Annotated in this window: 13 protein-coding genes and 1 pseudogene; 5 read left to right on the forward strand and 9 right to left on the reverse strand. The window is 56.4% G+C overall.

The features are described 5' to 3' along the window. Nucleotides 1–11 precede the first annotated feature (11 nt). From queC to AB8A23_RS10805, 6 genes are all read right to left on the reverse strand, one after another. On the reverse strand, nucleotides 12–740 hold the full coding sequence (gene queC / locus AB8A23_RS10780) for a 7-cyano-7-deazaguanine synthase QueC (protein ID WP_439066019.1): 729 nt from the start codon (nucleotides 738–740) through the stop codon (nucleotides 12–14). Beyond that, nucleotides 707–1,156 carry a nucleoside 2-deoxyribosyltransferase gene (locus tag AB8A23_RS10785; protein WP_439059809.1) on the reverse strand — a complete coding sequence of 150 codons (450 nt, stop codon included), beginning with the start codon at nucleotides 1,154–1,156 and terminating at the stop codon, nucleotides 707–709. The genes queC and AB8A23_RS10785 overlap by 34 nt, the downstream gene beginning before the upstream one ends. Beyond that, entirely contained in the window at nucleotides 1,153–2,847 is a 1,695-nt protein-coding gene (locus AB8A23_RS10790) for an SIR2 family protein (protein WP_439059808.1), read from the reverse strand. Before AB8A23_RS10790 ends, AB8A23_RS10785 begins: the two co-directional genes overlap by 4 nt. A gap of 1 nt (nucleotide 2,848) precedes the next feature. Then, nucleotides 2,849–4,042: a DUF6884 domain-containing protein gene (locus AB8A23_RS10795; RefSeq protein WP_439059807.1), complete on the reverse strand. Its 1,194-nt coding sequence runs from the start codon at nucleotides 4,040–4,042 to the stop codon at nucleotides 2,849–2,851. Between the two features lie 53 nt (nucleotides 4,043–4,095). Beyond that, nucleotides 4,096–6,159 (reverse strand): ATP-binding protein, encoded by a 2,064-nt coding sequence (locus AB8A23_RS10800; RefSeq protein ID WP_439059806.1) that lies wholly within the window; start codon nucleotides 6,157–6,159, stop codon nucleotides 4,096–4,098. A 266-nt stretch (nucleotides 6,160–6,425) separates the two neighbouring features. Beyond that, nucleotides 6,426–7,064, reverse strand: coding sequence for a recombinase family protein (locus AB8A23_RS10805; protein ID WP_439059805.1), 639 nt, complete (start codon nucleotides 7,062–7,064; stop codon nucleotides 6,426–6,428). Nucleotides 7,065–7,608: 544 nt separating this feature from the next. Between AB8A23_RS10805 and AB8A23_RS10810 the strand changes: the two genes are divergently transcribed. Next, nucleotides 7,609–7,911, forward strand: coding sequence for a hypothetical protein (locus AB8A23_RS10810; RefSeq protein ID WP_439059804.1), 303 nt, complete (start codon nucleotides 7,609–7,611; stop codon nucleotides 7,909–7,911). 1,317 nt (nucleotides 7,912–9,228) lie between these two features. On the opposite strand, the gene AB8A23_RS10815 is transcribed toward AB8A23_RS10810, so the two are convergent. The 3 genes and pseudogenes from AB8A23_RS10815 to AB8A23_RS10825 form a co-directional block, all read right to left on the reverse strand. Continuing rightward, nucleotides 9,229–9,546 carry a hypothetical protein gene (locus tag AB8A23_RS10815; protein WP_439059803.1) on the reverse strand — a complete coding sequence of 106 codons (318 nt, stop codon included), beginning with the start codon at nucleotides 9,544–9,546 and terminating at the stop codon, nucleotides 9,229–9,231. A 93-nt stretch (nucleotides 9,547–9,639) separates the two neighbouring features. Then, nucleotides 9,640–9,858: pseudogene (locus AB8A23_RS10820) on the reverse strand (SOS response-associated peptidase); the annotation flags it as partial. Between the two features lie 530 nt (nucleotides 9,859–10,388). Then, nucleotides 10,389–11,999, reverse strand: coding sequence for a DUF6538 domain-containing protein (locus AB8A23_RS10825; RefSeq protein ID WP_439066020.1), 1,611 nt, complete (start codon nucleotides 11,997–11,999; stop codon nucleotides 10,389–10,391). A 280-nt stretch (nucleotides 12,000–12,279) separates the two neighbouring features. Between AB8A23_RS10825 and AB8A23_RS10830 the strand changes: the two genes are divergently transcribed. The 4 genes from AB8A23_RS10830 to AB8A23_RS10845 all read left to right on the forward strand — a co-directional run bounded on the left by AB8A23_RS10830 (nucleotide 12,280) and on the right by AB8A23_RS10845 (nucleotide 17,160). Further along, nucleotides 12,280–13,509, forward strand: coding sequence for a tyrosine-type recombinase/integrase (locus AB8A23_RS10830; protein WP_439059801.1), 1,230 nt, complete (start codon nucleotides 12,280–12,282; stop codon nucleotides 13,507–13,509). Nucleotides 13,510–13,637: 128 nt separating this feature from the next. Further along, nucleotides 13,638–13,904: a helix-turn-helix transcriptional regulator gene (locus AB8A23_RS10835; protein ID WP_439059800.1), complete on the forward strand. Its 267-nt coding sequence runs from the start codon at nucleotides 13,638–13,640 to the stop codon at nucleotides 13,902–13,904. Nucleotides 13,905–14,167: 263 nt separating this feature from the next. After that, nucleotides 14,168–14,743: a hypothetical protein gene (locus tag AB8A23_RS10840; RefSeq protein WP_439059799.1), complete on the forward strand. Its 576-nt coding sequence runs from the start codon at nucleotides 14,168–14,170 to the stop codon at nucleotides 14,741–14,743. Continuing rightward, nucleotides 14,743–17,160: a DUF3987 domain-containing protein gene (locus AB8A23_RS10845; RefSeq protein ID WP_439059798.1), complete on the forward strand. Its 2,418-nt coding sequence runs from the start codon at nucleotides 14,743–14,745 to the stop codon at nucleotides 17,158–17,160. Before AB8A23_RS10840 ends, AB8A23_RS10845 begins: the two co-directional genes overlap by 1 nt. Nucleotides 17,161–17,289 lie beyond the last annotated feature (129 nt).

The raw sequence follows: 17,289 nt of genomic DNA on the forward strand, positions 1-17,289 counted from the left end.
TGCCGGGTCCGCTATACGGACGTCGCTGCGTACTCCCGCCAGCCTTTCTCTCGAAGTCGGCAAGCATCGCAACGTGCGCATCCGTATCCCCAAGGATGCCGTATTTCTCTCACGCCTTCATAGCATGTGTGAGTCTCTTCTCTGATAAGTTCGAGCAACGCGCCACCGCCAAGGGCATGAGACAGTCGCCAGACTCCAGCTTTGTCCAAGTCCATCAGGGGGCATTGTATTGCCCATGAAAAGCCAGTCGCTTGATCGAGCGCGACCTCTATCGCGCTCATAGCTTGCCGCCGACAGTCTGGGTACCCCGAATATTCGGTTTCACTGACCCCACATGCCAACGTTTCAATCCCGCGGCGAAAAGCAACACTTGCGCTCAGTGACATCATGATGAGGTTCCGCCCGGGAATATACTTCTTCCGAAGAAGCATCTCACTTCGCGATACATCGAATGAATCGATATTGCCCGCGATCTGACCGGCTAAATCAAGTGCCACAACGTGATCTGGCCCTAGCCGAGCACCCAGATCAGGAAATTGATCGGTCAGAAGCGATCGAAAGATAGTCCGCTGCTTCATTTCTACGGTGTGCTTCTGGCCATAATCGAAGCCAATCGTTTCGACCCTCTCATAGTTCTTGAGAGCCCAGGCAAGAACCGTGGCAGAATCTTGCCCGCCCGAGAATAAAACGAGTGCAGCTGATTTACTCAATGCTGTTCCCAATGCCGATGCCGAATCCAATCACAAGCAGAATCAATATCTCGGAATATCTTGCGGAGCGCGCAGTCGATCATCGGGTTGTCGCCAACGGGAAGCAGAGAGCGCACGTCCGTTTTTACACCGACGCATATTTTTCCGCGACTGTAGGCATATCCGAGCTCAAAGCACGCTCCTTCATCGATTACCCGGCCGTCCATAACGATTAGGAGAATGTCGCATCGATCGATCGCGCGGATGTCGCTCGAGAAGATGAAACTCTTCGCCTCTTCCAGAGACATGCCGTTCGCGACGAGGTCTACAAGAAGAGAGCCATCTTCTTGGGGCAAGTAAACGTCGGCAAATCCCGTCAAGCTGTCGCGTAGCAGGACATTCCACTGCCTCTCCTGGGGAGAAAACAGCGGGCCAGCAAGATAGATGTTGGGTCGATTAGAAATCAAAGTGTCCCGTCCGCGTCAATAATTTCTCGGAGGCGGTCTGCGAACGCAAATTCTTGGTAGTCATCCAGCAGGATCTTCCTGGCGATCGCCTTGGCCACGTCGCCAGTGGTAAGGTGGCTCGTATCGAGTATATGTTCATCCTGAATCCGATAGATTTGCCTAAGAGCCTTGTCCTGTTTTTTGAGCGTCTCTAGTTCAAAACCGAATTTTCCGTCAGCCTCTTTTGCGGAGCTGCGTTGTAGCAGGCGCTCCTCAAGGGCATCAGGAGATGCTCCGAGGTAGAACAAGTGTCCATCCTCGAACGGCTTGTTGTACTGTTCAATACGAGTTTTTAGTTCAAGGGCCTTTCTTTTAATTTCGACCTTGTCCCCATTCTTCGAGAAAGCGAATAAATCAAGGAACGCGCGGTCCATGACGCGCAGACCGGAGTTTGGGCGCATCATGTTTCGGTTTTTTTCGATCAGTCTGGGGAAGAGGTAGTCGTCGACAATTTTTTGCTCATCTGAAGTGAGACTCGTGTCGTCCTGATACATCTCTTTCGGCACCCGACCGCTAAACTCCTCGAACGTCGTGAAACAGCGCAGTGCATCGACCGTCGAGCTCTTTCCGGAAGCAACGGATCCGACAATGTAGTACTTTCTGTGTATAGTGCTTTGCGCTCCAAGAGCGAGGAGCATCTCGTCAAATTGGGCTGCTGAAGAAGAATTCAGTACGTCAATGAACTCCTTATGCTGCGCCGTGGTCAGGAATATCGTGATCAGATTGTAAACATGAAGGTTTACATCGAATATGTCAGATCGGATTTCAGGTGATCTCGGATTGTTGTCGAGTTCGTGGAGTACGATGAAATGATGATTGGCGGGATTTCGCTTTGCGCTCGACCTCAGAATATTTTTGAGGGAGTTATCGCTCAGCGAAAGCCCAAGTAAAACGAACGTCCGCACCGCGAATTGATTGATCACATACTCTGCGTTGTGAGAGTTTGGTGAAAGCATCACATCCGCGAATGCGTCCTCCGTGAGCACAACATTCACGCTGCTCCGTCGCGGTTGGTCGCGCGGAAGACTGCCGTTGATATGATATATGACGGGAGCGTGCTTCCGTGTTTCTACTTTTGGATAATAAATGATCTCGGGATTGGCTATGGCGGTTTCGGGCGCGGCAGTCAGAATTTCCTCAACATGCGAAGTCACTGCTTGGTCGACGATATCGTCAAAATTCAAGGTCACGGTGAAACCGGATTTGCAGACCAAGCTAGCTAGGCTTTTGAGGTAAATGTGCTCCTTGGCGATTTCCTCGAACGTCTTGTTGCCGACATCCTTATAGAGACATTCTCGGATCTTTTGCTTCCACGCCGAATTGACGCGGTATTCGTGATAGCGCTCGCGGGGATTGCCCGCGGATTTCGTATGATCTGCATGGTGGTGCCGATAGAGGATCTCGGCAAGGAACGTCTCTGGAAAGCGTTCCTTTTGGTGATCTGCTAGCCTTTGTTCGGAGATACCAGCGGCTTCCGCTAGTCGGCCGACCAGCGTGCCCCACAGCGGGACTTTTGCGTCGAACGATACCCCAGCTCCTAATACGAGACCTAAGCGTTTGTGTTCGGATGCCCGCTGCCAAAGGTGTGTAAGCCAAAGTGGCAACTTGGGTTGGTCATTTATAGCGCTGGCAAGGGAAGATCCGCTAGACATATTATCCTCTCTGCTGGCGGTGACTATTCTTACTTAAATATGCTTCAAGAAACGTGAGGAACTTAAGGTCGTATTGTTCTCCAACGTCCCTAATATTCCAAAGTCCCATTTCTCTGATGCTCGGCTTGTCGGAGAATCGCCCAAGCCAATTTGGGTCTGCGGGCTCTAGTGCACAAAGATGTTCGGTGAACATTGCAATGAATTGGCGCTCTATCGTCGCTCGCATGCTGCTCTTACCCGCGGAATCAAGCACCGGGATAGCTAAGACGCGAAGATTTCCGATATACTGGGAGACTCTCATCTCTAACGGAGACTCGCGATCGGTGATGTCCCGATTAGCCGATTGGCCTTTGCCCCAATTCGGAAATTGCTCCTGGAGATTCTCGCGCTCGATGATGGCGCGGCCGACGTGAAGGCGAAAAACCGAGGCTCGGTGATTGCCCTGTCCGGCTCGCGTTCCAAAATGTGTTCGTAGCCTATTTCTAAGAGTGGCGGTCGATCCAGCGGAAACGCCATGTGTGCCAACACGAACAAGTCGCGGAATAATGTTTGAAAATCTTGTCGTCTCCGTCTCGTCGAAGAAGAAATACACTCCGTGTGTCGGAAGATCGGTTGCTAATAGGTCACTCAAGCGGGGGGGCATCTGCAATGCAGACATTTTCTCAAAAAGCGCGTAGGCCGCCTCAATCGCACTGCGCCTGCGCTCGAGCTTGATTGCCTCATTTAGAAAGGCAAGACGTACCCCTAAAGATAGCGAGCCCATTGGCGCAAAGTAATCTAGTGGATCATCGCTGCCGGCCTCAATAAGTGGAGCAAAATAATCGTCTCCAGCAAGTACAATAAGTTTCTTGCGCGGAAGCTCCCGTATTTGCTGGTCAACTCGCCGAGCCCAATCCTGCTTTTCCTTCTTGGTTGCTGTCTTGAGGGTCTGCTCGTACGGCTCGATTAAGTCATTAGGATGCAGCAATCCGTACTTCGCCGACAAGATGTAAAACGGAACGCCCCACAGCTCGGCCAGCTGCACTGATTTGCGATACAAGGGGGATACGTACATATCTCGGGCGATGTCCCTGTGGCCACCTTTGCTCTTGCTGCACGAGATAAGCGCCAAAAAATTTGCTGAGCCGCCCCGTATCGAATCAGAGCTCGCAAGCGCGAGCCGAGCTAGCGAGGTTTGGGCATTAATTGTTTTCATTCGATCGTGAGACCTGCTGTACGCACAGACGTGAAGAGGGGGGTGACGCAGTCCTATGAACTGGGCTGAGGCTGTTTATTATCGACGCAAACCGCGGCATCGCTGTCGTAATCAAACTGAAGTTCGCCCGTTCGACGCGGATCAAACTGCGGCTGATCGGATGATTTCAGAACTGACGTTCTCAGCCGAGCAATTCTTTCTTGAATCTCTTCGGCAGACACCTCGATACGAAGCTTTTCTTGAACAAATTTGAGTCGGGCGTCGCACTCGCGGATCAGCTCGGCCCATGACTTTATCCAAACTCTATGATTGGGCTTGTCGATGAATAGCCCCACAGGACGGTTTTCTTGAGTGATGCGCTCCCTGACCACGTCGTCGTACTTGGTCGTTACGAGGTAAAAATGCCACTGAGTGGAGGTGCCGATAAAATCAGGCTGAGCTAGAATTGCATTGACGTAGTCTTCAAGTTGATCGACTTCCTTTCGCCCAATTTCTAGAGATGGGCGCTTCAGTTCGATGAGGAGATATTCATGATGGTTGGCGTTCTCTCTTGGAATAACTCGCCCCAAGAATGAGTCGATTCGGCCAATTCGTCCGTCGAGCTTGCGGACTTTAGCGCCTCTCTTACGAGTTAACGCAAGCTCCCCCGACACGCGGTCCATAATTTTTGTCAGCCCCGCTTCGGACATTGTGAGATGAAACCCTTCGCCGAAGATCCATGTATTGTCGCGGATGAGCGCATCGAGCTCGCCTCTTTCCTTGATGGTATTTCGATGCTTCGGTTCAAAAACAATCTCACGAAGAACTTCTAACGCAACTATTCGGTTAGCAACTAAGCTGGATGCTGAAATGATGTTGCCCAACTCCGTTCTCTCTAACAATTGGGAGAACTCATCTTGTCGGATTTTGGGTAGATTGAAGACTGCCTTCAAGATCCGTGTTACCGACTCTGGATTATTCTTCAGCGCTTCCTTTAGTAGGCCGAGTGCGATTTTCTTGAGCGGGTTGTCGGCTTTCTTGAAGTCTTTTGAATAAGAGACAGCGGCGTGCGTAGCGATATCAAAGACCTGCCGTTCGTGTCGTTCAATTTCGTCGCGAGGATCGCCTTCGTAAGGGTAGACGCCTGCATCCTTCAAGTCTTGGATAAGCTCGCCGGATTTCTCTGCTTTCCGCGCACGAAAATAGTCACCCAGTGTGTCACGAATGTACTCAAGTACTCGGGCAAAAGCTGGATCCGTGAGGCCGCCATCGAACTCAAGCAAATTAGCTTTAGCGATCTCGTTGAAGAAGGGCGCATAAGCATAGGCTGAAAAAGTGAAGTCGGGCGCGGTGACACTTGCGGGCAGCGAGCCCAGGACGACGCCCGCTTCTCCACCAAAGTAGATTTTCCGCTCGGCAACGTGCGACTTCCACTCAATGACGCGCAACGTTAGATCGCTAACCGTGCGGCCCGGGCAGATTATAGGCTGGGATGGAAATTGATAAGAATGCTCGATAGTTCTTGTAGGATCAACGGGATGTTGATCGTAGACAATCTTGACGTCAGGATATTGCAGTATGTAGGGAGCGAACGTTGAATCAAATTCCGATCGAGCCTCGTCGCCGCCAAGCCAATCAAAGGTGTTCTTTAGCGGTGAGAGGTCAACGACCGTTCCTGTCGGCTCGTCGGACGAAACGGCGACCGGCTCCGAGACAGAGCTGTTTTGCAGATGATCGGCGTCTATTTCGATTTTGATCTGAAAACGACCCTCTTTGGTCTCATAAACCGAAGTCCAACGGGCCTTTTGTGCCAGCGAGTAGAAGCGCAATCTTCCTTGGCCTTCTTTCCCGTGTATTGCCCGTCCGCGCTTGGGTGTTCGTGCGGTGTTGCGTTTCCAGGATTCGCCTAAGCTCTCGAAATCGTGCTCAGCGCGGCTTAGTGAGATGCCTGATCCATCGTCGCGCACTACGATGCCCACGATCCCGCCCAGCGATGTCCGGCTGAGCTCAACGTTTATCTCAGTGGCGTCGGCGTCGAGCGCATTCCAAACATATTCTGCAACGGCCTTAATATTGTCGCGGGTGCTCGCGACTCTTTGTAAATGATCGTTCTTTGCCTTGAGAGTTAAGACGACCATTGCGATTTCATGGAGGCTTGAAGTCCTGGTTGAACAAAAGGAACTAAGTTGAATGGCATGCGGGCGCGTCAATCTGAGGCTCTGTTAGTAGCAACGTAAGGTCGTCCCTTCAAGAAATATGACCTCAAGAGAGCGTCATGCGCAGCAAAAAACACTGATAACCGTTGTCGCGAAGCAACTGCAGCATGTGCCGCGATAGTCGCCATTCAGATGTAATAGGCAAAAACACTGATTAGGCCGCATAGGTCGTCATGCCGCGCAGGACCTCATGCTGACCAGCTCCTGAGTGCCGCTTCCGCTGCAGTTCGGTCATCTCTAATCCGGTAAATGGTTTGGCGGCTCAGGCCGGTGGCTGATGCGATCTGGCCCACGCCGGTCGATAATTCCAGCAGGCCGCAAACCGCAGAGAATTGGTCCCGTGTGAAGCTCGGCTTCCGTCCTCGATACTTCGTCTTTGCCTCGTTGTTCTTCGCATAATCGATGCCGCCACGCTGGGCTTCCTTGATCGCCTCGGCATTGGCCTGTGCGGTTGCTGCCATGAAGCCGATCAGGGCGTCTCTAACGGCCATCTGCATCGGGTCGGTGGTCGCGCCATCAAACGTCATGTTGTTGATGACCGTGCGGATGATGACGCCTCTGCGCATGAACTCGCGAATCGCATCGCAAACGTCCCCGTAGTTGCGGCCTAGCCGATCAACCCAACGGACGACGAGCGTATCGCCGCTTCGCAGGATGTCGAACAGACGCCTGCCCTCGGGACGGTCAGCAAGGCGGGTGCTGACACCTGATACACCATGGTCGGCAAGCTCACGGTCGATTTTAAAGCCTGCGGCCTCGGCCTGAATACGCTGATGTTCGAAGGTCTGATCTTTGCTGGAGACGCGGGCGTAGAGGATGGTGGCCACGGACAAACTCTCTGTTCGTTAGGGTTTCGTCCGTTGAGTATAGAGTCCGCTGATTAAAATCAACCCTTGCGGACACGATTTTATCTCCGTTTTCGACGTCCTTTAACCTAAACCCTAACGGACGATTTGGCCTCGATTGCACAACGCTGGCCGACGTTATGACCTGTTGACGAGTTGCCATTACGGTGCTTCGGGCTTTGGAGAAATGTATGGGACCGGGGCGACTTCTGCTTGTTGTTCTCTCGTTCTTCGGAGTGGCGCTGCTACTGGTGCTGCTGGGGCAATTCGCTGCCGAGTACATTGTCCGAAGTGCCGTAGCTTCCAGCACGAACCCAAGCGCCGATGGACCGGGCTTCGCCATAGTCTATTGGGGCATCAAGCTGGTGATCAGCCCTGCCGTTGCGATCATCTGCGCCGCGATAGTCGCTTGGAAGGTTGCTCGGTCAAATGTCGCCCTCTGGTGAGGCTCACCATCCGCTGATCGGACATCCGCGCGTCGCCCTGCGCATCGTTCCGAAACCGTTTGGGGTAAGCTGGACCCAACATGTCCATCATTCTGCTGTTCATCGCACTCACGGTGCTTCCGGCGGTCGCAGTGGCCTACACAGCGCAGCGCCTTCCGAGGGGCATCACATGGCTCAAGGTCACGGTGGCCGGGGTGCTCCTAGCCGTGTTCTTGACGAGCCTCTTGCAGTCTCAGGCGGCAAGCGAGGCTGATGGCAAGGGTTATGCCGTGCTAATGCAGTTGCTCGTGTCGCCCCTGTCGATGATCGGAATGCCGATATGCGTCGGTGTCATCTTTGGAGCGCTCGTCGGACTGAACCGAAGGTCTGTCGCTGGCCGTTAAAAAGCAAAGCATGTTGAGGGCTCGGCTGAGACGCCGCTCCGAATGCCCTGCTCGGCCCTGCACCACGAACAAACCCTCCTGAGCGCCGCACGGTGGCGTCAGCATCATAAGGTGGGCAAGTGGAAGAGCGGGTGCCGATTACCGGCAGCGACAGCAGGGCATTCGGAGCGACATGCGACGGCACGGGCGTGAGCGGGTGACCTGCCTAACCCGGTGCCCCCCCCTCGGTGGCTGGCTGGCCCGTGCCGTTCCACAGTGATGCAAGTGCCAGCGCTGCGCCGACGCCGTCAGCTATCGGGTGATCGTGGAAGTCTCAGGGCTGTGGCACATTATTAGGAACGACCCCCGGCACGGGGAAACTGGCTGAGCCGCTTCTCATCAAACGGCCTTTCACGCGGCGGCACCAACTATCCGCAAAATGTGTTGTGCCTGCGCCGCTGATCATGACGCCGCATTGGCCCCTATCGACACAAGGCATGATGCATCCTATCGGGGCTCTATTCGTATTGAACCCTAGGTGCTTCATTCGTACTGGACACTCTCAGTGCTCTCTCGGTGCCTCTCTAAGGGTCACCTCACTATAACACTGTTAGAGGTTCATCCTTATTGGGGACCCCGGTGTCACTACAGTGAACCTTAACCTCCCCTCAGTGTCCCTATAAGGTAACGGAGGGGAGCGGAAATAGTAGACGTGCAACCTTATCGGGGTGGTTGCAGTTTGAGCGATGTCTTCTACCCATGGTGGACGACGAGGGGCGGTCCACGGTGTCGGCATTGACGCGGTCACCGCCATTCCATCCGATGCCTCTTGATGACTCGCAGAGCCGCGCTGAGTCGTTTGGGAGTGACCTGCAGGTGTGCCTGCGATTCGAGCAGAACGCGCACCGGCGACTCTCTAATCCAATCTGGGCCCTGAACGATACCGGGAGTTGCTTCCTCGACGAGAAGACCGAAGCCCTATGGAGCGCGATAGAGTGCGCCTGCGATGCAGCGTCGAACCGCTTCTCGGGAGCAGGTCGATAACACCTTGTCGAGTCAGTCCGCCGACAAGAACGACTACCGGCTTCATGTGCTCCACTCAGGCTGCTGTCTCCTCCGTCACCTTCATAAGTTCTATCGGGTGGTCCATTCGTATTGGGGACCCCCAAAGGTAACCTCCAGACATGATCACTGAACCTACAGCCCCCCTCAGTGTCCCTATAGGGTAACGGAGGGGAGCGCATAGTGTAGAAGTGCAACCTATTCCAAGCTAGGGTTGTGGCCTATCGTTGTCGCCCACCCATGATGGAGCTGGCGAAACAATCGTGCGGCCGGGCGTCACGGATTGCTCGGATAGAACTCTCGCAGCAGCCAGACCGGGAAAGCGGGCTCTTGGCCCGGAATGTAAAGAATGTTGTGCCTCTCACAGAGCGTTATCAGTGCCTTTGCATCAGCAGCGAAGGTGCCGAGCGGGTCGTCCAGTAACTGGATAGGTTCGTCGAACTCTGCCCAGTAACTACCGACCGAAAGCATGCGCAGAGGGTTGGCTGCAGCCTTGAGGCCGTTGGTGATTGCTGCAGGAGTTACCCCGTGAATGGCACGATTGGCACGGTTGGTACGATTGCGGCGCATTGTGATCCCCTTGATGATCTGCATCAGTTGCCAATCGCAGGCATTCTACGATTGGAAGGGGATATATTCCCTTCACAGATACACAACGGCGGGGGTGACCGTCAAGGCGCTCAAGTCGATGTTAGTGACGGGCGGGCCACCGAATTGCGGTGGGTCGGCATGCCCTAGCGCATCATGGTCAGCTCACGCTCTCCGTTGACGACACGAACGACTGGAGCGGGGTTGTCAGGGAACACGGCGGGGAGGGGCGAGGAGATTGCCGGTCGTGTCGTTGACGATGCTGAACAGGCGTCGGATCGCGTCTTGGTTGCGTGTGATCGAGTAGAGATTACACATTGACCAGCCTCTTGTGTGCTGCCGTGGCACTTGTCGCCAATGGTAGTGGATTGATCCTCGTCGCCAAGAGGGCTCATTCTGGGCCATGGGTGGCAAGACAAGACATCGCATTTTCGGTGACCGCGTGATGGCGGCGAAGGTTCACGCCAACCATGCCGCTCAACGCGCTGTCGAGGCCATGCGTGAGCGTGACCGAACGGCATGCCTATTGTGGTCGGAGCAGATGGAAGGCTTCGGTGGCCCTGCACAGCCCTCTCCAAGCATCGCTGAATGCCTCAACGGTGGCTACGATTGGTTGGAGATAATGTGCAAGCGCTGTGAGACGAGGGCGAGCATCCCGCTTGTCCATGTCCGCCGCCCTCGGGACACGCCGGTCTGGAAGCTGGAGGCATCGTTCCGGTGTGAGCAATGCGGCAACATCCGTTACAGGCCCCCGGTCAGGTTGATCCGGTTGACCCAAGAGAGGAGCGTGTCCCGCCTCCCGTGGGTTCATCCCGATGATGATGACCGGCGGTAGAACGCTGATCGATCTAGTCGGCTTCTGCTTGCAGCGTGTAACGCGGAAACTTGTTCATGGTCGCCGCTCGTGCCTTCATGGTGATACGGGCGTACTCGTCCCCCTTGGTCTTTGGGGCGTGCCCGCAGATCGCGTCAATGACGAGCTTAGGGAGCTCAGCGTCTACGCCGATAGTCTTGAAGGTGTATCGCCAAGCATGGTTCGGCTGGATGGTCTTGGCCTTCACGACGCCTCGTACGAGTTGGCGTATCCGCTGATATACGCCCATTGCCGGACCTGCGGTTGTGCCATCCTTGCCGACGTTGCAGAACAGCGGGCCTTCTGCAGAACCGTTCACGAAGTCGATGAAGCCCAGCTCTACTAGATGGCTGTGGACCGGCACATCTCGGAACTCATCATTCTTTATGTTGCCCGCCTCTGGTGTCAGTCGGATGATCCAACCCTCTCGCTCCTTGCGGACATCTTGCTTGCGTAACTGGATCATCTCCGTCACCCGAGCGCCCGAATAGGCACAGAGCCACGGCACCCATCGCTTCGCCGCGTCGGTCTTCGGGGCTCCCCGCTTCGACTTGGTGACCGCAAGCGCTGCGCTCAGAATGGCGCTGATCTCTCTCTGATCGAAGAAAGGCTCACGCACTCGGGCCTTCTTCTTGCCCTCTGCCTTCACGCCTGCAGCAGGGTTCTTCTCGATCCACGCTCGGGGTTTCTTTGCGGCCCAGCCAAAGACATTCTTGATAGACGCCAAGTCGGAGTTATTGACGGTTGCGAAGCTTGCCGTCCGGCGGCGGTGTTCTGCCCACCGGATGACATCGTCGGTGGTCGTGCGCTCGATGCTGTCGTGGCCCAGAAACGCGATGAATTTCTCCATCCGACTCTTCATACGGTCCGCATCCCTCTTCGTCATGCGGAGGAGCGCGGCAGAATGCCAAGCGTTCAGCAGGGCAGTGAGTGAAGTGCGAGAACCTTCGGCGTCCTTTCTTGCGGGGACGAACTTCGTAAACTTAGCCTTGTAGGTGTCGGCCTCGTAGTGGTTGTTGGCATTCCGTGCGAGCTTCTTTGCTGCGGCTGACAGTTCGATGGACGCGCATTCGAGCAGCCGCCATCGGCTATCTGCGTCAATGTGAAGTCCTCGCTGACGAAGGAAGGTGTCCGTAACCTTCCCAAAGCGGGCCTCCATAGAAGCCCGACGACGCTCCTCTGCAGTCCTGTGGATCTGGAGTGGGGCGATCCCAAACCGGCCCTGACGCGCCTCCTCATTCTTGGTGGCGACCTTAAGCCATTGTTCGGCGGTCAGAACGGGGTTCTCTTCGAGGCCCTCCGCTAAGGCCCCGTAGAGTTCGCCGGAGAGGGCATTGATCTGCTTAGGGGTCAAAGGCACGGGACCGGCCCGCAGCCTCGCCATGGTTTTTTCAACTTCGTCAGCGATCTCTGGGAATTTCGCCTTGGCTGCAGCCCGGTCGGCGGTTCCAAGTGAGATCGCGATCTCAGTGGCATACCAGTTCTTGGGTCGCTGCGATTTTGGCAGTTTGGCAAGTATGGAGCGGATCTCGGCTGGGATACGTCTCCGGAAGTGCCAGTTCTCGGAGCCTTTTCGCTTGGTCGGACAGGTCATTCTCAATGCCATTGTGTAACACCCGCGTGTAGCAGGAGCGACCCAAATAGCTCAACCCACTCAGTAGGTTGTTGATATCAAAGGGAAAATGATGGTGCTGCCAGACAGGATTGAACTGTCGACCTCTCCATTACCAAAAGTGTGCCCCGTTCTCGCTCGAAAACGCACCCGCCCTAAGCACCCCGCCAAAGCATAGTAAAATTAGAGGGTTCGTGAGACACTGAAGCTCACGAACCCGCACAAACCCGCAGTCTCGTGCTTCCGGTGTGCTTCCTGCTGTTGGAGCCTTGTAATGGCTGATCGCGTCAACCTCACAGAAGAGCGTATCAAGGCGCTCAAGGCTCCAGCCACCGGCGAGGTGGTGTTGTGGGACAGTGAAATTCGCGGCTTCGGCGTGCGCTGCTGGCCGTCAGGTCGCAAACTGTTCATCCTCTTCTATCGCGCCGGCGGCGGTCGGAAGGCTGCGCAGCGGCGCATGACCCTGGGCGAGGTCGGATCCGTGCGCCTCTCGGACGCCCGCAATGCAGCTCGCCAGTATCTTGGGCAGATCGCCGCCGGCGCAGATCCACAAGCGGAACGCAAGGAGCTCGGCCGCCGCGACGCCGCGCGGCTGGATTACGCCCTCGATGAATATGAGAAGCACCTGAAGGCGCGGCATGTAGTGAACGCGGTGCATATTATGTCGCTGCTTCGCCGCGAGATGCTGAAGCCGCTCGGCAAGATCGACGTTCAGACGATTGACCGGCAAATGGTCGCAGATCAAGTTGCGAAGCTCGAGGCGCGCAAGAAGCCAGGCACTGCGCAAGATTTGCGCTCGAAGTCAGCCACCTTCCTAAACTGGACGGTCAACCGAGGGCTGCTTCGCGCCAATCCGTTGGCGGGCTGGCGCCGCGACCGGAAGACCCGCGCTCAATACACCGCGCGCACCGGCCGTGCGTTGGCAGAAGCAGAGGTCAAAGCAATCTGGCGCGCATGCAGCGCGGTGCCTTCGCCGTACGGTGACTACGTTCGGATTCTGATCCTGCTCGGCCAACGCAGGAAAGAGACGGCGCTGATGAGTCGCGCCGACCTCGATCTAAAAAAGGGCGTGTGGACCATTCCAGCGTCGCAAACCAAGAATGGGCGCGAGCACCGCGTCCCGCTTCCCACCTTCGCTGTTGCCATCCTCCAGCGTCAGAAGAAGTGGGTTGGCAGTGACTATGTTTTCGCCGGCAATGGCGGCAAGGCCATGACTGGGTGGTCGAAGCGACACCCCGGCCTAGTCGCGAAGGCGGACACGCGATTCACGCTCCATGACTGCCGCCGTACATTTCGCTCTGGCCTCCAGGCGCTTGGAGTCGAGACCGAACTGGCCGAAATGATGCTCAACCACATCCGCGAGGAGCTGCTCGAAACATACGATCGAGAGCCGCGATGGAAAGAGCGCGTGCACGCTGCGCAACTTTGGGCGTCGCATCTTTCTACGATGTTGGGAGAGGGCGGCGCCGGTGTTGTCGAACTAGCCGCGATGGAATCGGCCTGATCGCCAACCACCCAATGGTAAAGCCGAGGCAAACAAGCGCCCGAGTATATTTTCATTTACAAGGGGAGACAGAAACCCGCACTGCTCCCATTATATAGCCACGCCTCCGCACCCAAAAGGACGTGACTATGGAAAAAGCCCACGGCCCCGCGACCGTTTCCACCTCACCTGAGGTGAAGGCCTTCGCCGGTCAACTCACACTCGGCGCCATCGCGCGCCTCGATCCCGAAACCCTCTTGCTTGAAGATGAGGCTGCGCAGGTGCTGCGTGTGAGCAAGCGGACCCTGGAGCGTTGGCGCTCGCAGGGCAAAGATCCAAAGCCTGAACGGATCGGCCCACGCCGCGTAACTTATAGCGTCGGCGCCATCCTGAAATTCGCTGGCGTCGCCGCGTAACTACGACCGCTCGCCATCGGCGGGCAATGACAGGCCGTGGCTTCGCCGCCCACGTGCGTCAGCTCCAAGGCTTAGGAGCGACAAAAATCAGATCTCTCATTCGAGCACGTTGGCCCCGCCGACCGCGTGCAGGCTCCCGGGCGTAAAACCATGGAGGACGAGCTGGCCGCACGGCCTAAGAATTAAACCCGACACCCGTTTACGCGGCGCCAAAAAGAAATGGCCCCGCCGACTGCCAGGTCGAACGGGGCCAGGATGATAACTTGCGTAAACATAACACGTCCGCCGAGCGGACTCAACGAAACCCCCTTGTCAAAATTCCTGAAAACCTCTCATCGGTTCTTGAGGGCAATGAAGGCGCCGACGGACGCGATTTCTCGCGAAGACTAAGCCCTGGCTTACGCCTTGCTTGCTTCAGCGACCCCGACAGAAGCTTTAAGTTGTTCGTCGCGCCAGGCGAAGGCTTTGGACGCCAAGCTCGTCGTGAGATCGAGCAGGAAATCAGAAATGTCGGTAGGCCCGATGTTTTCCCGGATACGGCAGAGTTTGAATTTACGACGTCACCGTCCTGCGTATTCCAAGCTGCCTCGGGTCTTCCGGAAGATTATCGTACTTCCATCATCGACTGGGCTATCGAGCTCTCCCAAGCCGTGCTCATTTGCGTAGACAAGCTGCCTGGCAGGCCTGCCGGCGAGCCCCACCGCGTTGTGACACCCATCCAAGCCAGCTTTCGCTGCTCCCCTGACCAAGTGGCTATCTGGACTGACTATCTAGGACGGCGCATTCGCCCGCGTCATCGCTTTGCAATCGTCCGCTTTGCCGAAAGCGAGGTGGTGTGATGGCTGGCTCAACAAATCTCGATGTTGCGCTCGGCCTTGCGGAGAGCGGCTTCAGTGTCTTCCCCCTGATTTCCGGACGAAAGGAGCCCGCGCTTGAGGGAGACTGGAAAGCTTTAGCAACCAGAGACCCTGCGAAGATCCGCGCCATGTGGCCGGACGGAAAAGCCGACCGTAATGTCGGCATCAGGACCGGCGTTCCGCTGCTGAATGGCTACTTGGTCGTCATCGACATCGACGTCAAGGACGGAAAACCAGGTCGACGCGCCATCGCGGAGCTTGAGGCCCGACATGGCCCAATGGAGCCGACCCTGACGTTTCGCACCGCTTCGGGCGGTGAACACCGTTACTATATCGTTCCATACGCCGTCGGGAGTAGTAATTCCAAGCTTGGCCCAGGCATCGATGTGCGCGGAGTTGGCGGGTATGTCGTCGGGCCCGGCAGCACCGTCGGCGGTAATCCGTACACGTTGTCGAACAGCCATTCGATCGGCGTCCTGAGCGAAGTCTATGCCGCACTGTGCGGAAGACCACGCGATCGATCGGCATTGAGCCGTGACGAGCCGCTAGTCGAGTGGGACACGGACGAGAACATCCGCGCTGCAGCTCACTGGCTCGCGACGACTGCACCCCAGCACGGCACGTATACGGTAGCCTGCAGAGTCCGGGGCTGGGGCATCAGTCGAGACAAATGCCTCGAGCTGATGATGGATCATTGGCCGCCGGCTGAGGCAAAGGGCATTGAGCACGTCGAAACGCGGGTGAACAACGCCTACACCTATGCTCAGGATCCCCCTGGGATCGCATGCGCAGAGGTTGAGTTTGAGTCGGTTGAAGGGGTCGAGCTCCGCGACGATGCGCGCGAGCCGGCAGACCTCTGGGAGCATGATAGTGAACCTGGGGACGATCTTTCGGGCGTCGTACCAGATTACGTCAGTCGTTTCGCCGATGACCGCGCGAACCGCCTCGGCGTGAGCGCTGGTGCCATGACTGCTGCCACCGTGACAGCATTAAGCTCGCTCGTCCCAGCCGGCAACAATTTGCATTTGAGGCAGAACAGCGACTCCTGGACTGTAAAGAGCATCATCTGGACTGCCATTATTGGCGATCCTGGGACGGCAAAGTCGCCGGCCGTCAATGCGGCGATGGCGTTTCCAGAGGCGGTGGAAAAATCCTGGCGCACTGACTTCGCGAAAGCGCTAGGTGAATTCGAAAGAACGCAACTTGCCACGAACCGCTCAAAGAAGCGGCCAAAAGATTTACCGAAACAGGCTGAAGCGCTCACGCCAGACGTCGTGCTGTTTCCTGACGACAGTCTGGCAGACGCAACGCTGGCCGCGGCACCGAAGCTGAGGCGCAAGATCGTCAACGATGCCACGACCGAAGCAATCGGTTTGGTTCTTCACGACGGCCCGGCCGAGGCTCCCGTTCTCGTTCACTCCGATGAGCTAGTGGGGTTGATCGGGGGCATGGATGCCTACCGAGTGCGCGGCAGCAAGGACAAACCGTTTTTTCTCCAAGCGAAGGAGGGGAAACCGTATGCGATCGACCGAAAATCGAGTGGGACATTGATCGTGCCATCGCTCGCCATGTCGATCTTGGGCACTATCCAAGACGAGAAACTAAGCAAGATCGCCTCGACGCTGACAGACGACGGCTTCCTCCAACGGTTCGCGTTGGTCATCATTCGGAAAACGGGGCGGGGGGCCGACATCCCCGACGACCGGTCCCTTGATGAATCGATTGCCAGGGTGGCTCATGCGCTGGCCGATCTGGAGCCTGTAGACTATCGACTCTCGCCCGAGGCCGCCCGTGAGCTGGATGCGATCAACGATTTCGCTGAACGCGAGGGTCGCCGGCCAGATATTGCTTCAGGGCTGCGGACATGGCTGAGCAAAACTCCGAACGAGTTCGGCCGATACTGCCTCGCTTTTCACCTCATCGAGTGGGCCTCGAGCCTCGAGCCCGCTCTAGGCATACCGCCGGCGGCCCTAGTTTCCGCCGTCACCGCAGTTCGAGCGCGCCGGTACGTTGAGGAGTTCCTCTACAGCCATGCTCATTATGTGTACGGCACCGTGATGGCCATGGGTCAGGACGACGGCGACGTCAAATGGGTGGCTGGCTACATCCTCTGTCGGGAACTGAAGACAATCAACGCCCGCGAGATCGGACGCGCGTACCGATCTCTCAGAGGAGCGCAGAAGCGACCGAAGCTGTTTTCGGTTATGGCGACGTTGGCGCAAAACGATTGGGTGAATCTCACAAATCATGTTCGCGGTGAGTGGCGCGTAAACCGGGCGGTACACGACGGCCGTTTTAAAGAGATCAAGCGTGCCGAGACCACCCGGCGTTTAGCGGTTCGAGCTGAAATCACCCTGGAAGCCGAACGGCGTCGGTCAGCAAAGGAGATGCGGCCATGACAGGAGGTGTCACCGCTGTCACTTGCGCGCGGGGTAATAGCCATTCCTCTCTCTTCTTATGTATCCCTCTCTGGCCAGTCCTCCTCTTTATGGCCGCCTTAAGTGACACCGGTGCCATTTGGATGCCGG

The organism is Tardiphaga sp. 619_E2_N8_4, assembly GCF_051810905.1.
Classification (GTDB): domain Bacteria; phylum Pseudomonadota; class Alphaproteobacteria; order Rhizobiales; family Xanthobacteraceae; genus Tardiphaga; species Tardiphaga robiniae.